Source organism: Mycobacterium appelbergii, assembly GCF_032883035.1.
Lineage (GTDB): Bacteria > Actinomycetota > Actinomycetes > Mycobacteriales > Mycobacteriaceae > Mycobacterium > Mycobacterium appelbergii.
On record NZ_JAMQTH010000008.1, the window covers coordinates 241,754 to 259,868 of the forward strand.

The 18,115-nt window shown below is 66.2% G+C and carries 17 protein-coding genes; 9 read left to right on the forward strand and 8 right to left on the reverse strand.

Annotation, left to right across the window (positions count from 1 at the left end; genetic code table 11):
* The first annotated feature begins 197 nt into the window (after window positions 1–197).
* The 4 genes from rplS to M1247_RS20100 are packed head-to-tail and all read left to right on the forward strand — an operon-like array spanning window position 198 to window position 2,547.
* Window positions 198–539: a 50S ribosomal protein L19 gene (gene rplS / locus M1247_RS20085; RefSeq protein WP_317158136.1), complete on the forward strand. Its 342-nt coding sequence runs from the start codon at window positions 198–200 to the stop codon at window positions 537–539.
* A 58-nt stretch (window positions 540–597) separates the two neighbouring features.
* Window positions 598–1,440: a signal peptidase I gene (gene lepB / locus M1247_RS20090; RefSeq protein WP_317158137.1), complete on the forward strand. Its 843-nt coding sequence runs from the start codon at window positions 598–600 to the stop codon at window positions 1,438–1,440.
* A gap of 10 nt (window positions 1,441–1,450) precedes the next feature.
* Window positions 1,451–2,245 (forward strand): ribonuclease HII, encoded by a 795-nt coding sequence (locus M1247_RS20095; RefSeq protein WP_317158138.1) that lies wholly within the window; start codon window positions 1,451–1,453, stop codon window positions 2,243–2,245.
* A complete protein-coding gene (locus M1247_RS20100; protein WP_015306240.1) occupies window positions 2,242–2,547 on the forward strand; it encodes a DUF2469 domain-containing protein in 306 nt (101 codons plus the stop codon). The genes M1247_RS20095 and M1247_RS20100 overlap by 4 nt, the downstream gene beginning before the upstream one ends.
* Before the next feature lie 19 nt (window positions 2,548–2,566).
* Here the strand turns inward: M1247_RS20100 and M1247_RS20105 are convergent, their stop codons facing one another.
* From M1247_RS20105 to M1247_RS20120, 4 genes are all read right to left on the reverse strand, one after another.
* Window positions 2,567–3,733: a glycoside hydrolase family 88 protein gene (locus M1247_RS20105; protein WP_317158139.1), complete on the reverse strand. Its 1,167-nt coding sequence runs from the start codon at window positions 3,731–3,733 to the stop codon at window positions 2,567–2,569.
* Entirely contained in the window at window positions 3,730–4,944 is a 1,215-nt protein-coding gene (locus tag M1247_RS20110; RefSeq protein WP_317158140.1) for a CaiB/BaiF CoA transferase family protein, read from the reverse strand. Before M1247_RS20110 ends, M1247_RS20105 begins: the two co-directional genes overlap by 4 nt.
* The gene (locus M1247_RS20115) at window positions 4,944–6,317 is read right to left on the reverse strand and encodes an MFS transporter (protein ID WP_317158141.1); all 1,374 of its coding nucleotides are present in this window, start codon (window positions 6,315–6,317) and stop codon (window positions 4,944–4,946) included. The genes M1247_RS20110 and M1247_RS20115 overlap by 1 nt, the downstream gene beginning before the upstream one ends.
* 88 nt (window positions 6,318–6,405) lie before the next feature.
* Window positions 6,406–7,437: a LacI family DNA-binding transcriptional regulator gene (locus M1247_RS20120; RefSeq protein ID WP_317158142.1), complete on the reverse strand. Its 1,032-nt coding sequence runs from the start codon at window positions 7,435–7,437 to the stop codon at window positions 6,406–6,408.
* 137 nt (window positions 7,438–7,574) lie between these two features.
* On the opposite strand from M1247_RS20120, the gene M1247_RS20125 reads away from it, so the two are divergent.
* The 3 genes from M1247_RS20125 to M1247_RS20135 are packed head-to-tail and all read left to right on the forward strand — an operon-like array spanning window position 7,575 to window position 10,800.
* Window positions 7,575–8,009: a MaoC/PaaZ C-terminal domain-containing protein gene (locus M1247_RS20125; protein ID WP_317158143.1), complete on the forward strand. Its 435-nt coding sequence runs from the start codon at window positions 7,575–7,577 to the stop codon at window positions 8,007–8,009.
* Window positions 8,006–9,220 (forward strand): fumarylacetoacetate hydrolase family protein, encoded by a 1,215-nt coding sequence (locus tag M1247_RS20130; RefSeq protein ID WP_317158144.1) that lies wholly within the window; start codon window positions 8,006–8,008, stop codon window positions 9,218–9,220. Before M1247_RS20125 ends, M1247_RS20130 begins: the two co-directional genes overlap by 4 nt.
* The gene (locus tag M1247_RS20135) at window positions 9,217–10,800 is read left to right on the forward strand and encodes an aldehyde dehydrogenase (NADP(+)) (protein WP_317158145.1); all 1,584 of its coding nucleotides are present in this window, start codon (window positions 9,217–9,219) and stop codon (window positions 10,798–10,800) included. The genes M1247_RS20130 and M1247_RS20135 overlap by 4 nt, the downstream gene beginning before the upstream one ends.
* Before the next feature lie 6 nt (window positions 10,801–10,806).
* On the opposite strand, the gene M1247_RS20140 is transcribed toward M1247_RS20135, so the two are convergent.
* From M1247_RS20140 to M1247_RS20155, 4 genes are read right to left on the reverse strand one after another with little or no spacing between them, the layout of a single operon-like run.
* Entirely contained in the window at window positions 10,807–11,508 is a 702-nt protein-coding gene (locus tag M1247_RS20140) for a dienelactone hydrolase family protein (RefSeq protein WP_317158146.1), read from the reverse strand.
* 27 nt (window positions 11,509–11,535) lie between these two features.
* Window positions 11,536–13,005, reverse strand: a complete 1,470-nt coding sequence (locus M1247_RS20145) for a protein adenylyltransferase SelO (protein WP_317158147.1) — start codon at window positions 13,003–13,005, stop codon at window positions 11,536–11,538.
* A 19-nt stretch (window positions 13,006–13,024) separates the two neighbouring features.
* Entirely contained in the window at window positions 13,025–13,411 is a 387-nt protein-coding gene (locus tag M1247_RS20150; RefSeq protein WP_317158148.1) for a DUF2237 family protein, read from the reverse strand.
* 16 nt (window positions 13,412–13,427) lie between these two features.
* Window positions 13,428–15,032 (reverse strand): PucR family transcriptional regulator, encoded by a 1,605-nt coding sequence (locus M1247_RS20155; protein WP_317158149.1) that lies wholly within the window; start codon window positions 15,030–15,032, stop codon window positions 13,428–13,430.
* A gap of 113 nt (window positions 15,033–15,145) precedes the next feature.
* Here M1247_RS20155 and M1247_RS20160 point away from each other — a divergent pair, with 113 nt between their 5' ends.
* Window positions 15,146–16,639: a CoA-acylating methylmalonate-semialdehyde dehydrogenase gene (locus M1247_RS20160; protein WP_317158150.1), complete on the forward strand. Its 1,494-nt coding sequence runs from the start codon at window positions 15,146–15,148 to the stop codon at window positions 16,637–16,639.
* 12 nt (window positions 16,640–16,651) lie between these two features.
* On the forward strand, window positions 16,652–18,040 hold the full coding sequence (locus M1247_RS20165; RefSeq protein WP_317158151.1) for an aspartate aminotransferase family protein: 1,389 nt from the start codon (window positions 16,652–16,654) through the stop codon (window positions 18,038–18,040).
* Window positions 18,041–18,115: the final 75 nt, after the last annotated feature.

Sequence of the window (18,115 nt, forward strand, 5' to 3'; positions counted from 1 at the left end):
TTGCGAATGGCACCGCGAATGTCACCGGATTTCCCTGGACTGGGGCCCATCTGGCACAATTGAGCAGTTGTCTGTGCAGGACGGTGCTGGTTACCGCCCGCCCGCTGCGAGATACACCCCGATACGCCCGAAAAAATTGCTTCGGCTGCGCGACTGCGCGGACCCCCGAAGCTGCTAACAACAAGGAAGTGTCACCGATGAACACGCTGGACTTCGTCGATCAGACGTCGCTGCGCGACGACATCCCGACCTTCAGCCCCGGCGACACCGTCAACGTGCACGTCAAGGTGATCGAGGGCGCCAAGGAGCGCATCCAGGTCTTCAAGGGTGTCGTGATTCGTCGTCAGGGCGGTGGAATCCGCGAGACCTTCACCGTGCGGAAGGAGAGCTACGGCGTCGGCGTCGAGCGGACCTTCCCGGTGCACTCGCCCAACATCGACCACCTCGACGTCGTCACCCGTGGTGACGTGCGCCGGGCCAAGCTCTACTACCTGCGCGAGCTCCGCGGCAAGAAGGCGAAGATCAAGGAAAAGCGCTGACTGCGCGGCCGCGCCCGGCGCGGCTGCGGTCACCGCTCTGGTCACGTCGCTCGCTACTGTGGATGCCGTGACCGGAACCACCGAATCCGCCGATTCGTCGTCGGAGGACTCGCTCGACGTCCAAACTGAGCAGTCCCAGCCGGGGGCCGAAACGGACGAGCCCGCAAAGCGCAAGCATTCGGCTTTGCGCGAGGGCGCGATCCTGGTAACCATCGCCATCGTTCTGTACTACGTGATGCTCACGTTCGTGGCGCGGCCGTATCTCATTCCGTCGGAGTCCATGGAGCCGACGCTGCACGGCTGCAACGGATGTGTGGGTGACCGCATCATGGTGGACAAGGTCACCTACCGTTTCTCCGAACCCGAGCCGGGCGACGTGGTGGTGTTCAAAGGTCCGCCGTCGTGGAACATCGGTTACAAGTCGATCCGCTCTGACAACGCCGCGTTGCGGTGGGTGCAGAACGCATTGTCGTTCGTGGGATTTGTACCGCCCGACGAGAACGATCTGGTGAAGCGGGTGATCGCGGTCGGCGGTCAGACAGTCCAGTGCCGTGCCGATACCGGGCTCACCGTGGACGGCAAACCGCTCGATCAACCATTCCTGGACCCGACCACGATGATGGCCGATCCGAACATCTACCCGTGCCTTGGCCCCGAGTTCGGCCCGGTCACCGTGCCGAAGGAACGGGTCTGGGTGATGGGCGACAACCGCACGCATTCTGCGGATTCCCGCGCGCACTGCGGCAATGTCCCGGCTGACGCGCAACGCGGTCTGGTGTGCACGGGCGATCCGATGCCCGGCACCGTTCCCGTCGAGAATGTGATCGGAAAGGCGAGGTTCATCGCGTGGCCGCCGTCCCGGTGGGGCGGCATCGACAGCGAGAATCCGCAGACCAACTAGGAGCTGCTCCGTGCCGGCATCGTGGCCGCCTCGAACGGTGATCCGGAAGGCATCCGGATTGCGCACCCTGGAATCCGCGCTGTACCGCAACGGTCTTGGGCCGGTCGCGGGTGTCGACGAGGTGGGGCGGGGTGCCTGCGCGGGACCGCTGGTGGTCGCGGCCTGTGTGCTCGGCCCCAACCGGATGGAGAGCCTGGCGGCCCTCGACGATTCCAAGAAGCTCAACGAGAAGGAACGTGAGCGGCTGTTTCCGTTGATCCGCCGCTTCGCACTGGCCTACCACGTGGTGTTCATCCCGTCGGTGGAAGTGGACCGCCGCGGCGTGCACGTGGCCAACATCGAGGGCATGCGGCGTGCGGTGGCGGGGTTGTCGGTGCGGCCTGGTTACGTGTTGTCCGATGGATTTCGGGTGCCGGGCCTCGCGGTGCCGTCCCTGCCGGTGATCGGTGGCGACGCGGCGGCGGCCTGTATCGCGGCGGCGAGCGTGCTGGCCAAGGTCAGCCGCGACCGGTTGATGGTCGCGATGGAACAGGAGCATCCGGGATACGGGTTCGACGAGCACAAGGGCTACAGCACGCCGGCTCACACCGCTGCACTGGCGATGTTGGGGCCGTGTCCGCAGCACCGCCACTCGTATGTGAACGTGCGGCGGGCGGCAGAGACGGCTGACGTGCGGCGGGCCGCAGAGACGGCTGACGTGCGGCGGGCCGCAGAGACGACGCGTGTTGCGGGATCGGTGCGACGGGACGCGGCCGCGTGGGGAATGATGGAACGCAACCTAGACGAAGGACAGCTGAGCAGATGAGTGCCGAGGATCTCGAGAAGTACGAAACCGAGATGGAGCTCTCGCTGTACCGCGAATACAAGGACATCGTCGGTCAGTTCAGTTATGTGGTGGAGACCGAGCGCCGGTTCTACCTCGCGAACAGCGTGGAGTTGGTTCCGCGCAATTCCGAGGGCGAGGTGTATTTCGAGTTGCGGCTGGCCGACGCCTGGGTGTGGGACATGTACCGGCCGGCCCGCTTCGTCAAACAGGTACGTGTCATCACGTTCAAAGACGTCAACATCGAAGAAGTGGAAAAACCCGAGCTGCGGTTGCCGGAGTAGCCCGAGCGGGACGCGTTGCTTACCGCGGTTGCCTCGAAAGCGACGCGTTCTTCGTCAAGGCTCTGAGGTAGAAGTAGTCGCCGTACGGGAGGGCGCCGTCAACACCCCAGCCGTGTGGTGCTGAGTAGGTGGATCTGCCGATGATGCCTGCGGGGCTGCTGAACAGTGCGTCCCTAGCGAGTGTTGTGAGCACCTGGTCGAGGCGCTCGCGGGCGTCCAGTTGTTCGGCCAGCACCGGATCCGCGGCGGCATCTGCCAGGCCGGACGCGAGAATCGCCGAAGCGCTCGCGTCGAACAACCCGGTGGTGGCCAGGAGGTCGTAGGGGGGCAGTTCGCCGAACGGTGCATGGTCGGCCCAGAACTGCAGGCATCGGGCGGCGACGTCGACAAACTGGATCTCGCCGGTGGCGAGGTAGGCGTCGATGAAACCGTGGATGGCCCAGGCTTGTCCCCGCGTCCAGCAACTCTGGTCGCCGGCCCCCTGGAAGGTGCCGCGAGACCGAAGGCTGCCATCAAGATTGTGGTGGACGAGATGAAAGCTCGCCCCGTCGTCGCGGATGAGATCCCGACTGGTGGTCAGCGCATGTTGGTGGGCGATGTGTTGCAGGTCGTCACGGTCGAATCTGCGCGCACACCACCACAGCAGCGGCAGATTCATCATCGTGTCGATCGTCGACGTCGCCTGGCCGCGGACGTCGTTCAGCGCCCCGAACGCCTGCAGGTAGCCACCCGCAGGCCGGAACCGTTTGGCGAGTGTCTCCGCGGCGGTGAGCGCCACCTGTCCCCATCGTTTCGCGGATGCGGTGTCGCCGTGGGCTTCGCGTTCCTCGGAGAGCAGTACCGCCGACGGCCAGAACATGAATCCGACGTCGTGGGTTGTCTCGTCGAGGGCACGCACTGCGGTGGCTCCGGCCAGCGCCGCGGCCAACTCTGCCTCCGCCGGCGCCCCGAGTTGATGCAAATGCAGGAGGCAGCCGACCCAGAATCCGCTGGTCCAGTTCCCGTGGTCGTAACTGTCGTCGGTCCAGAAGCTGCCCTCGGCGACCGAAACCTGCTTCCAGCGGCCATTTTCGACGTAGTGGCCGCTGCGGACCGGCGCGTGCGACACCGCGTCCAGAACGCGGGCGTGGGCCGTGGTCAAGAAGTCGCTCTCGGTGGGCAACACACTCGCGTCGGTCGAAGTCATCTGGTTTTTCCTTCCTGCACAACGCCTTTGCTGATCAGCGCCTCGAGTTCATCGTCATCGAGGCCGGACTCGCGAAGGATCTCGCGAGTGTGCTGGCCGCAATGCGGGGGAGGGGTGCGGACGGCGGGCAGAGCGCCGTCGTACATGACCGGGTGGTGGATGACCGAGGCCCGCCAATCGTCGTCGCCGACAGCGCCGATGATGCCGTTTGTCTCAACCTGCTCGCTGGCGAGCACCTCGTCGTAGTCGAGAACCGGTGCGTGCCAGACACCTGCAGCGCGCAGACGGGCTTGGGCCTCGTCGGAGGACAGCACGGTCAACGCGGAAGTGACTCTGCGAGTCACCTCGTCGCGGTCTCGCATCGGGTCCAGACCGGTGAGATCACCCACTTCGGGCAAGGCTGCGCACAGGGTCTCCAACGGTCCCATGCTGACCGTCAGCCAGCCGTCAAGGGTTTCGTAGACGCCGTACGGGGCCTGGTGGTACCAGGTCGCCAGGTTCTCATGGCGCTTACCGACACTGGACCATTTGGCGTCGGAGTTCATGAAGAACGTGAGTGCCTCCATCTGGAGATCCAGTGCGGCATTCAGCAGACTCGCCTCGATCTTGGTGCCCTCCCCGGTGTGTGACCGCCGGACCACCGCGGCCAGTACCGACAGTGCGAGCAACGTCGCGCCGTGCTGGTCGACGACTGCGGCACCGACCGGTGTCGGTCGTGCGCCTGAGGCGGCGGTCAGTCCGGACACCGATTGGGCCAGCAGGTCCTGTCCCGGCATCGAGGCCAGTGGCCCGCGTGGACCATAGCCGGTGGCGGAGGCGAAGATGAGTGACTCGTTCTCGAGCTTGAGCTGTTCGTATCCCAAGCCGAGTTTGTCCAGGACACCTGGGCGGTAGTTCTCGATCACGACATCGTGGGTCCGCACGAGGCGGTGTACGAGCTGTGCGCCGTGCTTACTCTTGAGATCGATGCAGAGGCTGCGCGTGTTGCGGTTGCCTGCGACAAACAACGAACTCGCGTCCGCGGGCCCGGGGCCCGGGCCCATCACCGCTCGCTCGGCGGAACCGCTCAACGGTTCGACCTTGATCACGTCGGCGCCGAGGTCGGCCAGGTACTGGCAGGCTGCCGGCCCCTGCAGCCAGTGGGTGAATGCCAGCACTCTGACACCGGCGAGCAGGGAGGCTTCCCGTGTGGGCACCCGATTGGCGGTCATCAGGACACCACCTTTTGCGGATCGGCCGCCGCGGCCTGCGCAGCGGGTAGGTGATCCAGCGTCACATCACGACCGACCTTGACATAGGCCGTTTCCTTGCTGACGAACGCACTGGCGAAGGTGACGGCTCCCATGACGATGACCAGTCCGGACACCAGTGCGATGCCGGCGTACTCGGGGCCGGCCAGCGCGGTGGCGATGAGGGGTGCGCACCCACCGAAGATCGCGGCGAGTTGGGGGCCCAGCGATGCGCCGCTGTAGCGCAGGTGCGGCGGGAACATCTCGGTGAAGTATGCGGCTTGCGGCGCGTAGCAGGCATCGCGACCGAGGTTGATGCCCAGCACCAGCAGCAGCGCCACCAGCCACATCGCTCCGGCGTTGACCGCCCAGAGAAACGGGAAAGCCAGAAGCGCCATGACGACAGCACCGAACATGATGGTCGGCCGCCGCCCGATCTTGTCCGAGACCGCGCCCCACATCGGGATCGTGGCTATGGCGATCGCAGAGGCGACCAGGGTCGGAGTCAGCACGGTCGATTTGTCGAAGCCGAGCCCGACGGCATAGGCGAGGAAGAAGCTGGTCCATACGTAGTAGATGCCGACGTCGGCGACGCGGATGCCGCCGGCCCGCAGAATCGCCAACGGGTACTGCCGGATGACCTCCAACACCGGTCGGCGTTGAATGTTGCCGGCATCTTTGACGGCTGTGAACGCCGGTGACTCGGCCATGCTGAGCCGGATATACAGGCCGACGGCGATGAGGACCGCCGAAGCGAGGAAGGGGATACGCCAACCCCACGAGGTGAATTGGTCGCCCGGAATGAGCGCACTGGTCAACACGAAAGCGCCGTTGGCGGTCAGCGCACCGAAGGCCACGCCGAGTTGAGGCAGGCTGCCCCAGAACCCCCGGCGCTGCGGTGGGGTCTGCTCGGTGACCATCAAGGTGGCCCCGGCCCATTCGCCGCCGACTCCGATTCCCTGCAGGAATCGCATGAGGGTCAAGATCAACGGCGCCGCGATCCCGATCGAGCCGTAGGTTGGGAGCAGTCCGACCACCACGGTGGCGATGCCCATCATGAGCAGTGAGAAGACCAGTGCCTTCTTCCGGCCGATCCGGTCACCGAAGTGTCCGAAGATGATCGCACCGAGCGGCCGTGCAAGGAAGCCGACGGCGTAGGTGCTGAACGCGAGGAGCGTGCCCACGTAGACGCTGGTTCCCTCGGGAAAGAACTGACGGTTGAAGATCGTGGCAGCTGCGACGCCGTACAGGTAGAAGTCGTACCACTCGATGCTGGAGCCCAGTGTGCCGGAGACGATTGCGCGGCGGCGCTGTGTGTCCTTGACGGCTACCGGGTTTGGCGTGGGATGTGACATGAAGTGACTCCATTGGCGGGAAACGGTGGACGGGTTGTGAGTGCGCCCGGGGCGCGGGCGGGGGTTGGGCGCCGAATGAGGTTGGTGGTTAGATGCTTTCGGACAAATCGTGAGTAGCTGCGCGGGTAGCAGGCCCGATGGTGCTTTCCCGGATGACGAGTTCGTATGCAAAGGGTGTGGCCGGGACCGGATCTCCGTCGCATAGCACCCGTACTGCGGTCTCGCCGAGGCGTGCCGTCGGAAAGCGGATCGTGGTCAACGGGACTCGTGCGTACGCAGCGATATCGGTGTCGTCGCAGCCGACAATCGCCACATCGCCTGGGATCGCCCGGCCGGATCCGGCGAGCACGGACATCGCTCCGACGGCCGCGTAGTCGTTGAAGGCCAGCACGGCGTCGAAATCGAGTTTCTCGGCCAGGGCCGCGTTGGCCGCAGCCGCACCAGCTTCGGCGGTGAACCCCGTATAGCGCACCAAATCGGGATCGGTGTCCATACCGAGGGAGTGCGCGGCGTCGTTGGCGGCCTCCAACCGGGCTTGGGTGATCAGCCACTCGCGTTCGCCGGCGATGCACAGGACGCGGGTGCGGCCCAGTGTCGCAAGGTGACTGATCGCGGCGTGCATCGCCGAGTGGTTGTCGACCGCAAGGTTCGGCACCGGGAGTTGGTGTGGGCCGATGGAGATGATCGTGAGATTGTCGAAGTCGGCGAGATGCTTCTCGTCTTGCAGCCCTCCGCCGCAGAGGACGACGCCGTCGACGCGCTTGTCAGAGAGAAATTCCAGCGCAGCGAGTTCACGATCGGGGTCGCGGTCGGTGTTGCAGAACACGATTCCGTACCCGCGTTCCCGCGCGGCCGTCTCGGCGCCGCGGGCGATGTACTGAAAGTACTGGTCGCCGATGTCGGGGACGACGAGGCCCAGTGTGCGGCTGGATCCGCTGCGCAGGGAGCGTCCCAACGGGTCCGGCTTGTACTGCAGTCGTTCGGCCGCGGCGATCACCCGCTCGCGGGTCTCGACACTGATCCGGCCCGGCTTGCCGTTGAGGACGCGCGAGACCGTCGCGATCGAGACACCGGCGGCCTCGGCGACATCTTTGGCAACAACCGGCCGATGTGGTGTCACTGCCAGCCCCTTCCCTTGAGCCCCGATGGGAAAACGTTTGTGCAAGTTGGATAAACGTTTGCGCAATCATGTCGGTTCGGGTTGACTGTGTCAAGGGTCATAACCGATCACTGACCCTGAGCAATCAAGGAGGCCGAATGGCAGAGCAAGGAATCGCTGCGGCGACGGTTGGTCGTGAAGTCGCATTCACAAAAACCGTCGGTGAGTCCGACGTCTACCTGTTCGCAGGGATCACCGGAGATCTGAGCCCGAACCACGTCGATGAGTCGGCCATGTCGAAGACCAGGTACGGCCGTCGGATTGCGCACGGTGCCTTGCTCGTGGGGTTCATGTCGAACACGTCGACGCAGATGATTTCCGCGCTGGGCGGTGCGGCGGTCTCCTATGGGTACAACCGGGTGCGGTTCATCGCGCCGGTGTTCATCGGCGACACGATAACCGTCACGTACACCATCCGTGAGGTAGATCGCGACGCGGCGAAGACCTACGCGGACGTCAACGTGCGGAATGTCGACGGCGCGGTCGTCGCTGCTGCAGAGCACATCCTGTACTTCCTCGCGGAGGCGCTGTGAGCGGGTCGAGCGCGCTGCCCGGGGTGAGGCAGGTATTGCCGGCAGACGGCCGGGCGCGCCTGGTGGGTCGGCTCGGAATCGACGGCGTGGCACCGGTTCCCGTGCTTGTGCTGGGAGGCGATGTGTGGGACCTACGGCCGGTGGCCGCCACGGTTTCGCAGCTGCTGGAAGTCGGCGACCTGGTTGCCACACTCGATGACATCGCATCCGGTAGGCCGCTGTGCGGCGTGGACGATGTCGCAGGTGAGGCTGACCTGACGAGTTCGACGAGTGCACCCGTGTTGTTGTCGCCTGTCGACTTGCAGGTGCTCAAGGCCTGCGGCGTCACCTTTGCCGGCAGCATGCTGGAGCGACTCATCGAAGAACGAAGCGCGGGCGATCCCGCCCGCGCGAATGTCCTTCGCGCAGAGCTTGAATCCGGTGGTCTCGGCGACGAGCCACTCGACCTGTCCACCGTCGTTCCCGGCTCCCGCAAAGCAGCTGAGGTCAAGGCGAGGCTGGTGGCCAACAATCTATGGTCGGCGTACCTTGAGGTCGGCTTGGGGCCGGACCCGGAGGTCTTCACCAAAGCGCCCGTCCTGTCCTCGGTCGGATCGCTCAGTCACATTGGTATCCCTGAATTCTCGCAATGGAACAATCCGGAACCCGAACTGGTGCTCGCCGTCAACTCACGCGGCGTGCCCGTCGGAGCCGCCCTGGGCAATGACGTGAACCTGCGCGATGTCGAGGGCCGCAGCGCTCTGCTGCTGGGAATGGCAAAGGACAACAATCGTTCAGCCGCACTCGGGCCGTTCATCCGGATCTTCGACGAGCACTTCACCCTCGACCACGCCCGATCCCTCCAGATCAGCCTCCGTGTGGACGGACTGGATGGTTTCGTCCTGCACGGCACCAACGTCGTCGCGGCGTTGAGTCGATCCTTCGAGGACCTCATCGCGGCCACTTACGGACGTCACCATCAATACCCTGACGGATTCGCCCTTTTCACCGGAACGTTGTTCGCTCCGACCGAGGACCGCGACACCCCCGGGCTCGGATTCACCCACCACCTGGGCGACGTTGTCACGATCTCAAGCCCGGAACTGGGCAGCCTCGTCGACGTGGTCGGCCGATCCGAAGAGCTGCCCCCGTGGCAATACGGCGTCGGCGCTCTCCTGGCCGACCACCGAAACCGCACCGACCACATGACGACACGGAGGAACCTTCCATGACTCTTACCGGACAGATGTTCATCGCCGGCGATCGCGTCGATGGGGCGGCCGACGCGCTGTACCCGATTGCGGCTGTCGACGGCCGCAGATTGACCCCCGCCTACGGCGCCGCGCGCGACGCCGACATCGACGTGGCGGCCTGCGCCGCGCGTGAGGCGTTCGACCCCTACCGTGCTCAGCCGCTCGAGGTCAGGGCCCGGCTGCTCGAACGCATCGCCGACGGTCTCGAGCGACTCGGCGACGAACTCCTGGAACGCGCACACCAGGAGACGGCCTTGCCGATGGGCCGTCTGGTGTCCGAACGTGGCCGTACCGCCGGGCAACTGCGGATGTTCGCCGACCATGTACGCGAAGGCGACTGGCTCGGGGTGCGCATCGCCCCCGCCGACACCGACCGCCAGCCATTACCGCGACCTGACCTTCGCCTCCAACACATTCCGGTCGGGCCCGTCGCAGTGTTCGGTGCGAGCAACTTCCCGTTCGCGTTCTCGGTCGCCGGGGGAGACACCGCCTCCGCGCTCGCCGCGGGATGCCCGGTGATCGCCAAGGGACACGAAGCCCACCTGGGCACCAGCGAACTCGTCGGTGGAGTGATCACCGAGGCGGTTCGCGCCGAGGGGCTGCCCGCCGGAGTCTTCTCGCTGCTGTTCGGCGCTGGTCCCGATGTCGGACAGGCCCTGGTGCGTCATCCGGCCGTCGCCGCGGTCGGATTCACCGGTTCGCGCCGCGCCGGCCTGGCCCTCACCGCCACGGCGGCGCAGCGGCCGGTGCCGATCCCGGTCTATGCGGAAATGTCCAGCGTCAACCCGGTTGTGTTGGCCGGCGGTGCCCTCGCCGAGAATGCCGACCAACTGGCGGCCGGATTCACTGCCTCGCTCACCCTCGGTGCGGGCCAGTTCTGTACGAATCCGGGGCTCGTCTTCGTGGTGGGATCACCGGACGCCGACCGATTCGTCCGCACCGCGGTGACGCTGCTTGAGGCCACCGACCCGCAAACCATGCTGACACCGGCGATCGCGGATGGGTATCGTCGCGGCCTGGACCGGTTGCGGGCACAGCCGGGCGTACGTGAACGGACCGCCGGCGCGGCGGCGGGAAACCATCAGGCAGTCGCGGCGTTGTTCAGCGTCGCGGCCGAGGACTTTCTGCGCAATCCGGTTCTGCACGAGGAAATATTCGGCCCCGCCGGACTGGTCGTAGAGCTCGAGTCGCCACACCTGCTGACGGCTGCCCTGAGGGCCCTACCCGGTCAGCTGACGGTCACGGTCCACGCCACTGAAGACGACGATGAGTTCGTCGGCGATCTGTTGCCGCAGCTGGAGCAGCTGGCAGGACGAATAGTGTTCGGGGGCTGGCCGACTGGTGTGGAGGTCGGCGATGCAATGGTCCATGGCGGCCCGTTCCCGGCCACGTCCGATGCCAGAAGCACCTCGGTTGGGACATTGGCCATTGAGCGGTTTCTCCGGCCGGTCGCCTACCAGGACATGCCCGCGGCCCTCCAGCCACCGGCGGTGCGTGACGAAAACCCGCTCAACCTGGTCCGTCGAATCGACGGCACGCCGGCGTTGCCGCCTCGCTGAGGTGATTCAGGCCCGTGGGCGTAGATGTTCGCCGAAGAATGCGAACACGCGGGACCAGGCGTCGGTGGTGGCCGCCTCGTTGTAACCGAATCCGGTGATGCGGAGCAGCGGCTGGGCGGGCAACTGGTTGGCGAAGCTGTGCCCGGTTTGGGGATAGACCTTGATATCGGCGGGGATCTTCTTGTCCGCGACGATCTTGCGCAGCCGGGCCGGCGCTCCGATACCCATCGGGTCGCGGGTGCCGAAGCTGGCCACGATCGGGCAGGACGCGTCCAGGGTCTCGTTGAGCCGACGTGGCAGCGGCGTCCCATAGAACGGTGCGGACGCGGCGAAACCTTTGGGGCCCATGAGAAGTGCGAACTGACCGCCCATGCAGAACCCGACGATGCCGATGGTGCCGCTGCACTGTGGTTCCGCGATCAGGTGATCGCGGGCGGCAAGGATGTCATCGAGCGCGCGGCCGCGCTGGCTGAGAAGTTCGCGGAACACCCGGGTGATGCAACGCGCCCGGCCACCGCGGGCGTACAGGTTCGGCGTGAGGGACAGGTAGCCGGCTGCGGCGATCCGCTCGTTGATCGCCTCGATGTCGGACCCGTATCCCACCGCATCGTGGACGACCACCACGCCGGGCCACGGCCCGTCACCCTCGGGAACGTCCAGGAGGGCATCGATGGAACCGTCGCCGGTCTCCAGAGCAATCGTCGTCACGTCAGCCAATCTAAAGTCTGCGAGCCGTCACGTCCCGCAGAAAGTTCGGTAGACACCGAAGTCCGCGGGCGCGGGGGCGGCGTAGCGCTCGAGACCCGGCCGCTCGTCATACGGTGCGGCGAGGACGGTGAGGAGTTGTTCGAACGGACCCTGATCTCCGGCGGTCGCGGCGGCGAGCGCCTCCTCCACCAGGTGATTGCGCGGGATGTAGACGGGGTTGACCCGATCCATCGCGGCGGCATCCGGTCCGAGTGCCTGCCAGCGCGCCAGCCAATCGTCGAATGCGGCGGCATCGGTGGTGAACAACGCCCGCGTTCCATCCGCATCGCCGCGCGCGGCATGACCGAGGCTCCGGAAGAACGAGGTGTAATCGACGCTGCTCTGCTGCAGGAGCACCAGGAGTTCGTCGACGACATCGGCGGTTTCGACGTCGGTGGGCAGTCCGAGTTTGGCGCGCATGCCGGCCGACCACGCGGTCTGGAACTGATCGCGAAAACCGTCGAGCGACTCCGTCGCCTGTGCCACGGCCGTCTCCGGATCGTCGGCGAGCAGCGGCAGGAGGGTTTCGCCGAACCGGGCCAGGTTCCAGTGGGCGACGGCGGGCTGGTTGGCGTAGGCGTACCGCCCGCCGTGGTCGATCGAACTGAAGACGATCGCCGGATCGAAACTGTCCATGAAGGCGCAGGGGCCGTAGTCGATGGTCTCGCCCGAGATGGTCATGTTGTCGGTGTTCATCACGCCGTGCACGAAGCCGACGAGAAGCCACTGGGCCACCAGCGACGCCTGGGCGGTGATGACCGCCTCGAACAGGGCGAGGTAGGGCTGCTCGGCGTCGGCAGCTGCGGGATGGTGGCGTGCGATCGCATGATCGGCGAGGCGTTTCAGCAGATCGACATCGCCTGCGGCCCGACACTGCTGGAGCGCGTACTGGAAGCTGCCGACCCGCAGGTGGCTGGCGGCGATCCGCGCCAGCACCGCGCCGGGCAGGCGGGTCTCGCGCAGCACGTCGCGCCCGGTGGCGGTGACGGCAAGGGAGCGGGTGGTCGGGATGCCGAGGGCATGCATCGCCTCGCTGACCAGGTATTCACGCAGCATCGGGCCGACGGCGGCCAGACCGTCGCCGCCGCGCGCGAACGGTGTGCGTCCGGATCCCTTGAGGTGCAGGTCCCGGATGCGGCCCGTCGTGTCGACGAGTTCGCCGAGCAGCAACGCGCGACCATCCCCGAGGCGCGGGACGAAGCCGCCGAACTGGTCACCGGCGTAGGCCTGCGCCACCGGGGTCGCGCCGGCGGGCACCTCGGTGCCCACGAGCAGGCCCAGCCCGTCCCGACTGCGCAGCCAGTCCGGCGCCAGGCCCAGCTCGGCGGCGAGCTGTTCGTTGAGCACGAGCAACCGTGGCTGCGGCGCGGCCTGAGCCTGCCATTGGACGCTCAGCTCCGGCAGCTCCCGGGCGAAGCGGTTGTCCAGGACGACGGCCGTATCGGGTGCGACACTCACACCTCGAGCCTACGGAGCTTCAGAGGCTGCCCAGGTCGTCGGGCACATCGACCGCGTATTGCTCCAGTACCTCGATGGGCACGACATCCAACGTGCGTTCGTGGGTCGCGGCCAACACGACCGGGGCCGCACAGCCGTCATGGTGGGCCCGCAGCCAGTTCGCCGCGGTCACGCACCAGCGGTCACCGGGGGACAGGCCAGGGAATCGGAAATGCGGTGCCGGAGTCGAGAGGTCATTGCCGATGGAACGCTGGTGCTCAAGGAATTCGGTGGTGACCACAGCACAGATCGTGTGTCTGCCACGGTCCTCGTCGCCGGTGGAGCAGCAGCCGTCGCGGTAGAAGCCGGTGAGTGGGTCGGTGCCACACGCATCCAGTGGGCCACCCAACACATTGCGCTCAGCCATGGCACCAGTATTGCGCTCAGCCGGTGGGACTCCGGGTTGCGCCGTGGTGGGTGTCGAGAATCAGCAGTGCCACGTGCAGGGAAGTCATCGACTCACCGTCGTCCAGGTCGACACCGAGTCGGCGCTGAATCGAGGCCAGCCGGCTGTAGAGCGCGGGCCTGCTCATGTGCAGCCGTTTGGACAACGCGGACTTGTTGCCTGCCAGTTCCAGATATCCGCGCAGCACCGCCATGTCGTTCTCCCCGTGATCGGCGTCGTGGATCAGCAGGGTCTTGAGTTCGGTCTCGGCGAAGGTGAGCACCCGGGGATCATCGTGCAGCAGCGCCAGCAGTCCGCGCAGGCGGACGTCGGACGCGCGCACGAAGGGGCGGGCTGCTCCTGACATCGACATCGCCACGTCGGCGACGTGCGCGGCTTCCCGGAGGCCGTGCACCGCGTCGGCGAACGCGCCCGCGCTGGTGCCGATCGCGACCACGACCTTGTCGGTGTCGCCCCCGCGGCCGATGGCTTCGCGAAGGCCCTCGGCGATGCGGGTCAGATTGGCCTCGGCGGTGACACCACGGCGGGTTGAGACGGCCAGCACCAGGCCCACCTCGCCATCGCGTCGGATGGAGCATATTGCACTGTGCCCCAACGATTTGACGCTGTGCACGACCGCGTCGAGAATTCGGAGGTTGCGGCGTTGCACGGCGACCGGGTCGAGCCGGTCCAGCGGTGCGCTCACGCGGACCGTCACCGGAAGATAGGGCCCGCTGGTGCGCAGGCCGAGCGCGAACGCACGGGCATCGGCCTCACGATCGTCGGCGATACGGTCACCGAGCACATCGTCGATCAATCCACTCTGGGCCTGGTGTTCCAGCCCGGTACGTCCCCGTTCGGCCATCCGGTGCAGGGCCAACGCCTGGGCCGCGCGTTCGAGCACCATCTTGGCCTTGGCCGGCGCCGCAGGCGCGTGCGGAATGATGAGCCGGCCCCACTCCTCGGACCGCGGCCCGACCGCGGTGGTGGCCCACGGTTCTGCCATCGCCCTTGACCGGTGCTGCCAGTCGGTCAGTACGGCCGCGGTCGGCTCGCCTTGCGGTGACACCGCCAGCACCTGATGTGAAAGGTCCTCCAGCACCACCGATTCGGTGACCAGATCCGCGGCAGCGCGGACGATGTCGGCGAGCGATGCGCGCCTCATGCTCAGGTCGGTGAACGTCTGGTGGGCCCGGTGGGCGAATGCCAGTTCCTCGTACTGGTCGGCGACGATCAACCGGTGCACCGCCTCGGTGACTTCGACGAACTTGGTCTCCCGGTGCAACAGCACGAGGGGGATCCCGAGGGACTGCGCGAGCGGACCGACCGTGTCGGGCAGTGAGTCGACGCGGGTGCCCAGCTCGACCACCACCCCGACGGCGCCTGCCCGCCCCATCCGATCGAGGTACTCCCGCGGCGCGTCGCGCAGCGCCGAGCCGGTGGTGAGCACCAGCTCACCGCCCTGCAGCAGGCCGGACAGGTCGGGCATGTCGCTGACATGCACCCAGCGCACCGGGCGGTCGAGGTGTTCGGCACTGACGACCTCGGGTGCCCCGGCTTGCATCACCGGCAGGTCGATGACGTCACGGACAGTCGGGATCATTTACAGAGTGTAATAAAGAGCCGATCCATCAAGACACAGTGACGGCCGTCGGCGGGCTGGTGGTGTCGCACAGTGATAGCACCAGATCATTCCGTCGATGGAGGTTCCCGCACATGAGCAATGTCATCCAACACTGGCGCGACGGCAAGTCGTTTGCCGGTGCTTCCAGCGCAACTTCTCCGGTGACCAATCCGGCGACGGGCGCGGTGACCGGTGAACTGGCGTTGGCCAATGTCGAGGATGCGCGTGCGGTGATCGATTCTGCGGCCGCGGCGTTCCCGGCATGGCGCGACACCTCGCTGACCAAGCGCACGCAGGTGCTGTTCGCCTACCGCGAATTGCTCAACGCCCGTAAGGAAGAGCTGGCCGCGATCATCACCTCCGAGCACGGCAAGGTGCTCTCCGATGCGCTCGGCGAGGTGAGCCGCGGCCTGGAGGTCGTCGAGTTCGCCTGCGGCATCCCGAATCTGCTCAAGGGTGGGTTCACCGAAAACGCATCGACCAACGTGGATGTGCACTCCGTGCTGCAGCCCCTGGGCCCGGTCGGGATCATCTCGCCGTTCAACTTCCCGGCCATGGTGCCGATGTGGTTCTTCCCGATCGCGATCGCCGCGGGCAACACCGTGGTGCTCAAGCCGTCCGAGAAAGATCCGTCCTCCTCGATCTGGATGGCCAAGCTGTGGGAGGAGGCCGGCCTGCCTGCCGGTGTCTTCAACGTGCTGCAGGGTGACAAGACCGCGGTCGACGAGCTCTTGACCAACCCCAAGATCAAGGCGGTGTCTTTCGTCGGCTCGACCCCGATCGCCCAGTACGTCTACGCCACCGCCACCGCGGCAGGCAAGCGGGTGCAGGCCCTGGGCGGAGCCAAGAACCACGCGGTGATCCTGCCCGATGCCGATCTGGACCTGGCTGCCGATGCGATGGTCAACGCCGGCTTCGGCTCGGCCGGGGAGCGTTGCATGGCCATCTCGGCCGCGGTCGCGGTTGGTCCGATCGCCGATGAGCTGATCGCCAAGATCGCCGAACGCGCCACCGGACTCAAGACAGGTGACGGCACCAAGGATTCGGATATGGGTCCGCTGGTCACCAAGGTGCACCGCGACAAGGTCGCCGGCTACATCGACGCCGGAGAGGCCGATGGTGCGAAGGTCGTGGTCGACGGGCGCACCGTGATCGCCAACGGTGGTGAGGACGGCTTCTGGCTGGGCCCCACCCTGCTCGACAACGTCACGCCGCAGATGAGCGTCTACACCGACGAGATCTTCGGCCCGGTGCTCTCGGTGCTGCGCGTCGACACCTATGACGAGGCTCTGGAGTTGATCAACAACAACCCCTACGGCAACGGCACCGCGATCTTCACCAACGACGGTGGCGCCGCGCGGCGCTTCCAGAACGAGGTCGAGGTCGGCATGGTCGGCATCAACGTGCCGATCCCGGTTCCCATGTCCTACTACAGCTTCGGTGGCTGGAAGGCATCGCTGTTCGGCGACAGTCACGCGCACGGCGCCGAAGGCGTTCACTTCTTCACCCGCACCAAGGCCATCACCACCCGCTGGCTGGACCCCTCCCACGGTGGCATCAACCTCGGCTTCCCCGAGAACAAGTGAGAGACTGCAGACATGACTGTGACTGAAGAGTCCTCGACCGTGCTGCCCAACGGGCTGACGGTCGAGGCGGCCAAAGCCGAGGCCGCGCGTGCCTACGAACTCGACCGCGCGCACGTGTTCCACTCGTGGTCGGCGCAGGCCGAGATCTCCCCGATGACGATCACCGCCGCGCAGGGTTCCTACGTATGGGATGGCGACGGTAACCGGCTGCTGGATTTCTCCTGCCAGCTGGTCAACACCAACATCGGACATCAGCATCCGAAGGTGGTCGACGCCATCGCCGCCCAGGCGGCCAAGCTGTGCACGGTGGCACCGCAGCACGCCAACTCGGCACGCTCGGAGGCGGCTCGCCTGATCGCCGAACGCACTCCTGGTGAATTGAACAGGATCTTCTTCACCAACGCCGGTGCGGATGCCGTCGAGCATGCGGTGCGGATGGCGCGGCTGCACACCGGGCGCTACAAGGTGCTGTCGCGCTACCGCGCCTATCACGGTGGCACCGAGACGGCGGTCAACCTGACCGGTGACCCCCGCCGTTGGCCGAACGATCACGGTAATGCCGGGGTGGTGCACTTCTTCGGGCCATTCCTGTACCGCTCGCAGTTCCATGCGACCACCGAAGCCGAGGAATCCGAGCGGGCGCTGGCCTATCTCGACGAGTTGATCCGGCTCGAAGGTCCGTCGACGATCGCCGCGATCATCCTGGAGTCGATCCCCGGCACCGCGGGCATCATGGTGCCCCCGCCCGGCTACATCGCGGGTGTCCGGGAGATCTGCGACCGTTACGGCATCGTCTTCATCGCCGACGAGGTGATGGCCGGATTCGGCCGTAGCGGAAAATGGTTCTCCATCGACCATTTCGACGTGGTTCCCGACCTGTTGACCTTCGCCAAGGGTGTCAACTCGGGTTACGTCCCGCTCGGCGGCGTGGCGATCAGCCCTGCCATCTACGAGACGTTCGCCCATCGCACCTATCCGGGCGGGCTGACCTACTCCGGGCATCCGTTGGCGACCGCGTCGGCCGTGGCCACCATCAACGCGATGGAGGACGAAGGCATGGTCGACAACGCCGCGAAGATCGGCGCCGAGATCATCGGACCCGCTCTTGCCGAAATGGCCGCCAAACACCGCAGTGTCGGCGAGGTGCGCGGTGCCGGAGTGTTCTGGGCCGTCGAACTCGTCGCGAACCAGGAAACCCGGGAACCGTTGGCGCCCTATGGTGGTTCGAGCCCGGCGATGGCCGCGGTGATCGGCGCGTGCAAGGCCAACGGCCTGCTGCCGTTCGCCAACTACAACCGCATCCACGTCGTGCCGCCGTGCAACGTCTCGGCCGACGAGGCGCGCGAAGGACTGTCGATCCTGGACAAGGCACTCGACGTCGCCGACGAGCACGCCGTCTGAGTCAGATAGCGCGAAAAACCCGGCTGTGCATGGCGCAGCCGGGTTTTCGGCTATAACGGCTGTTGCCGATGATGA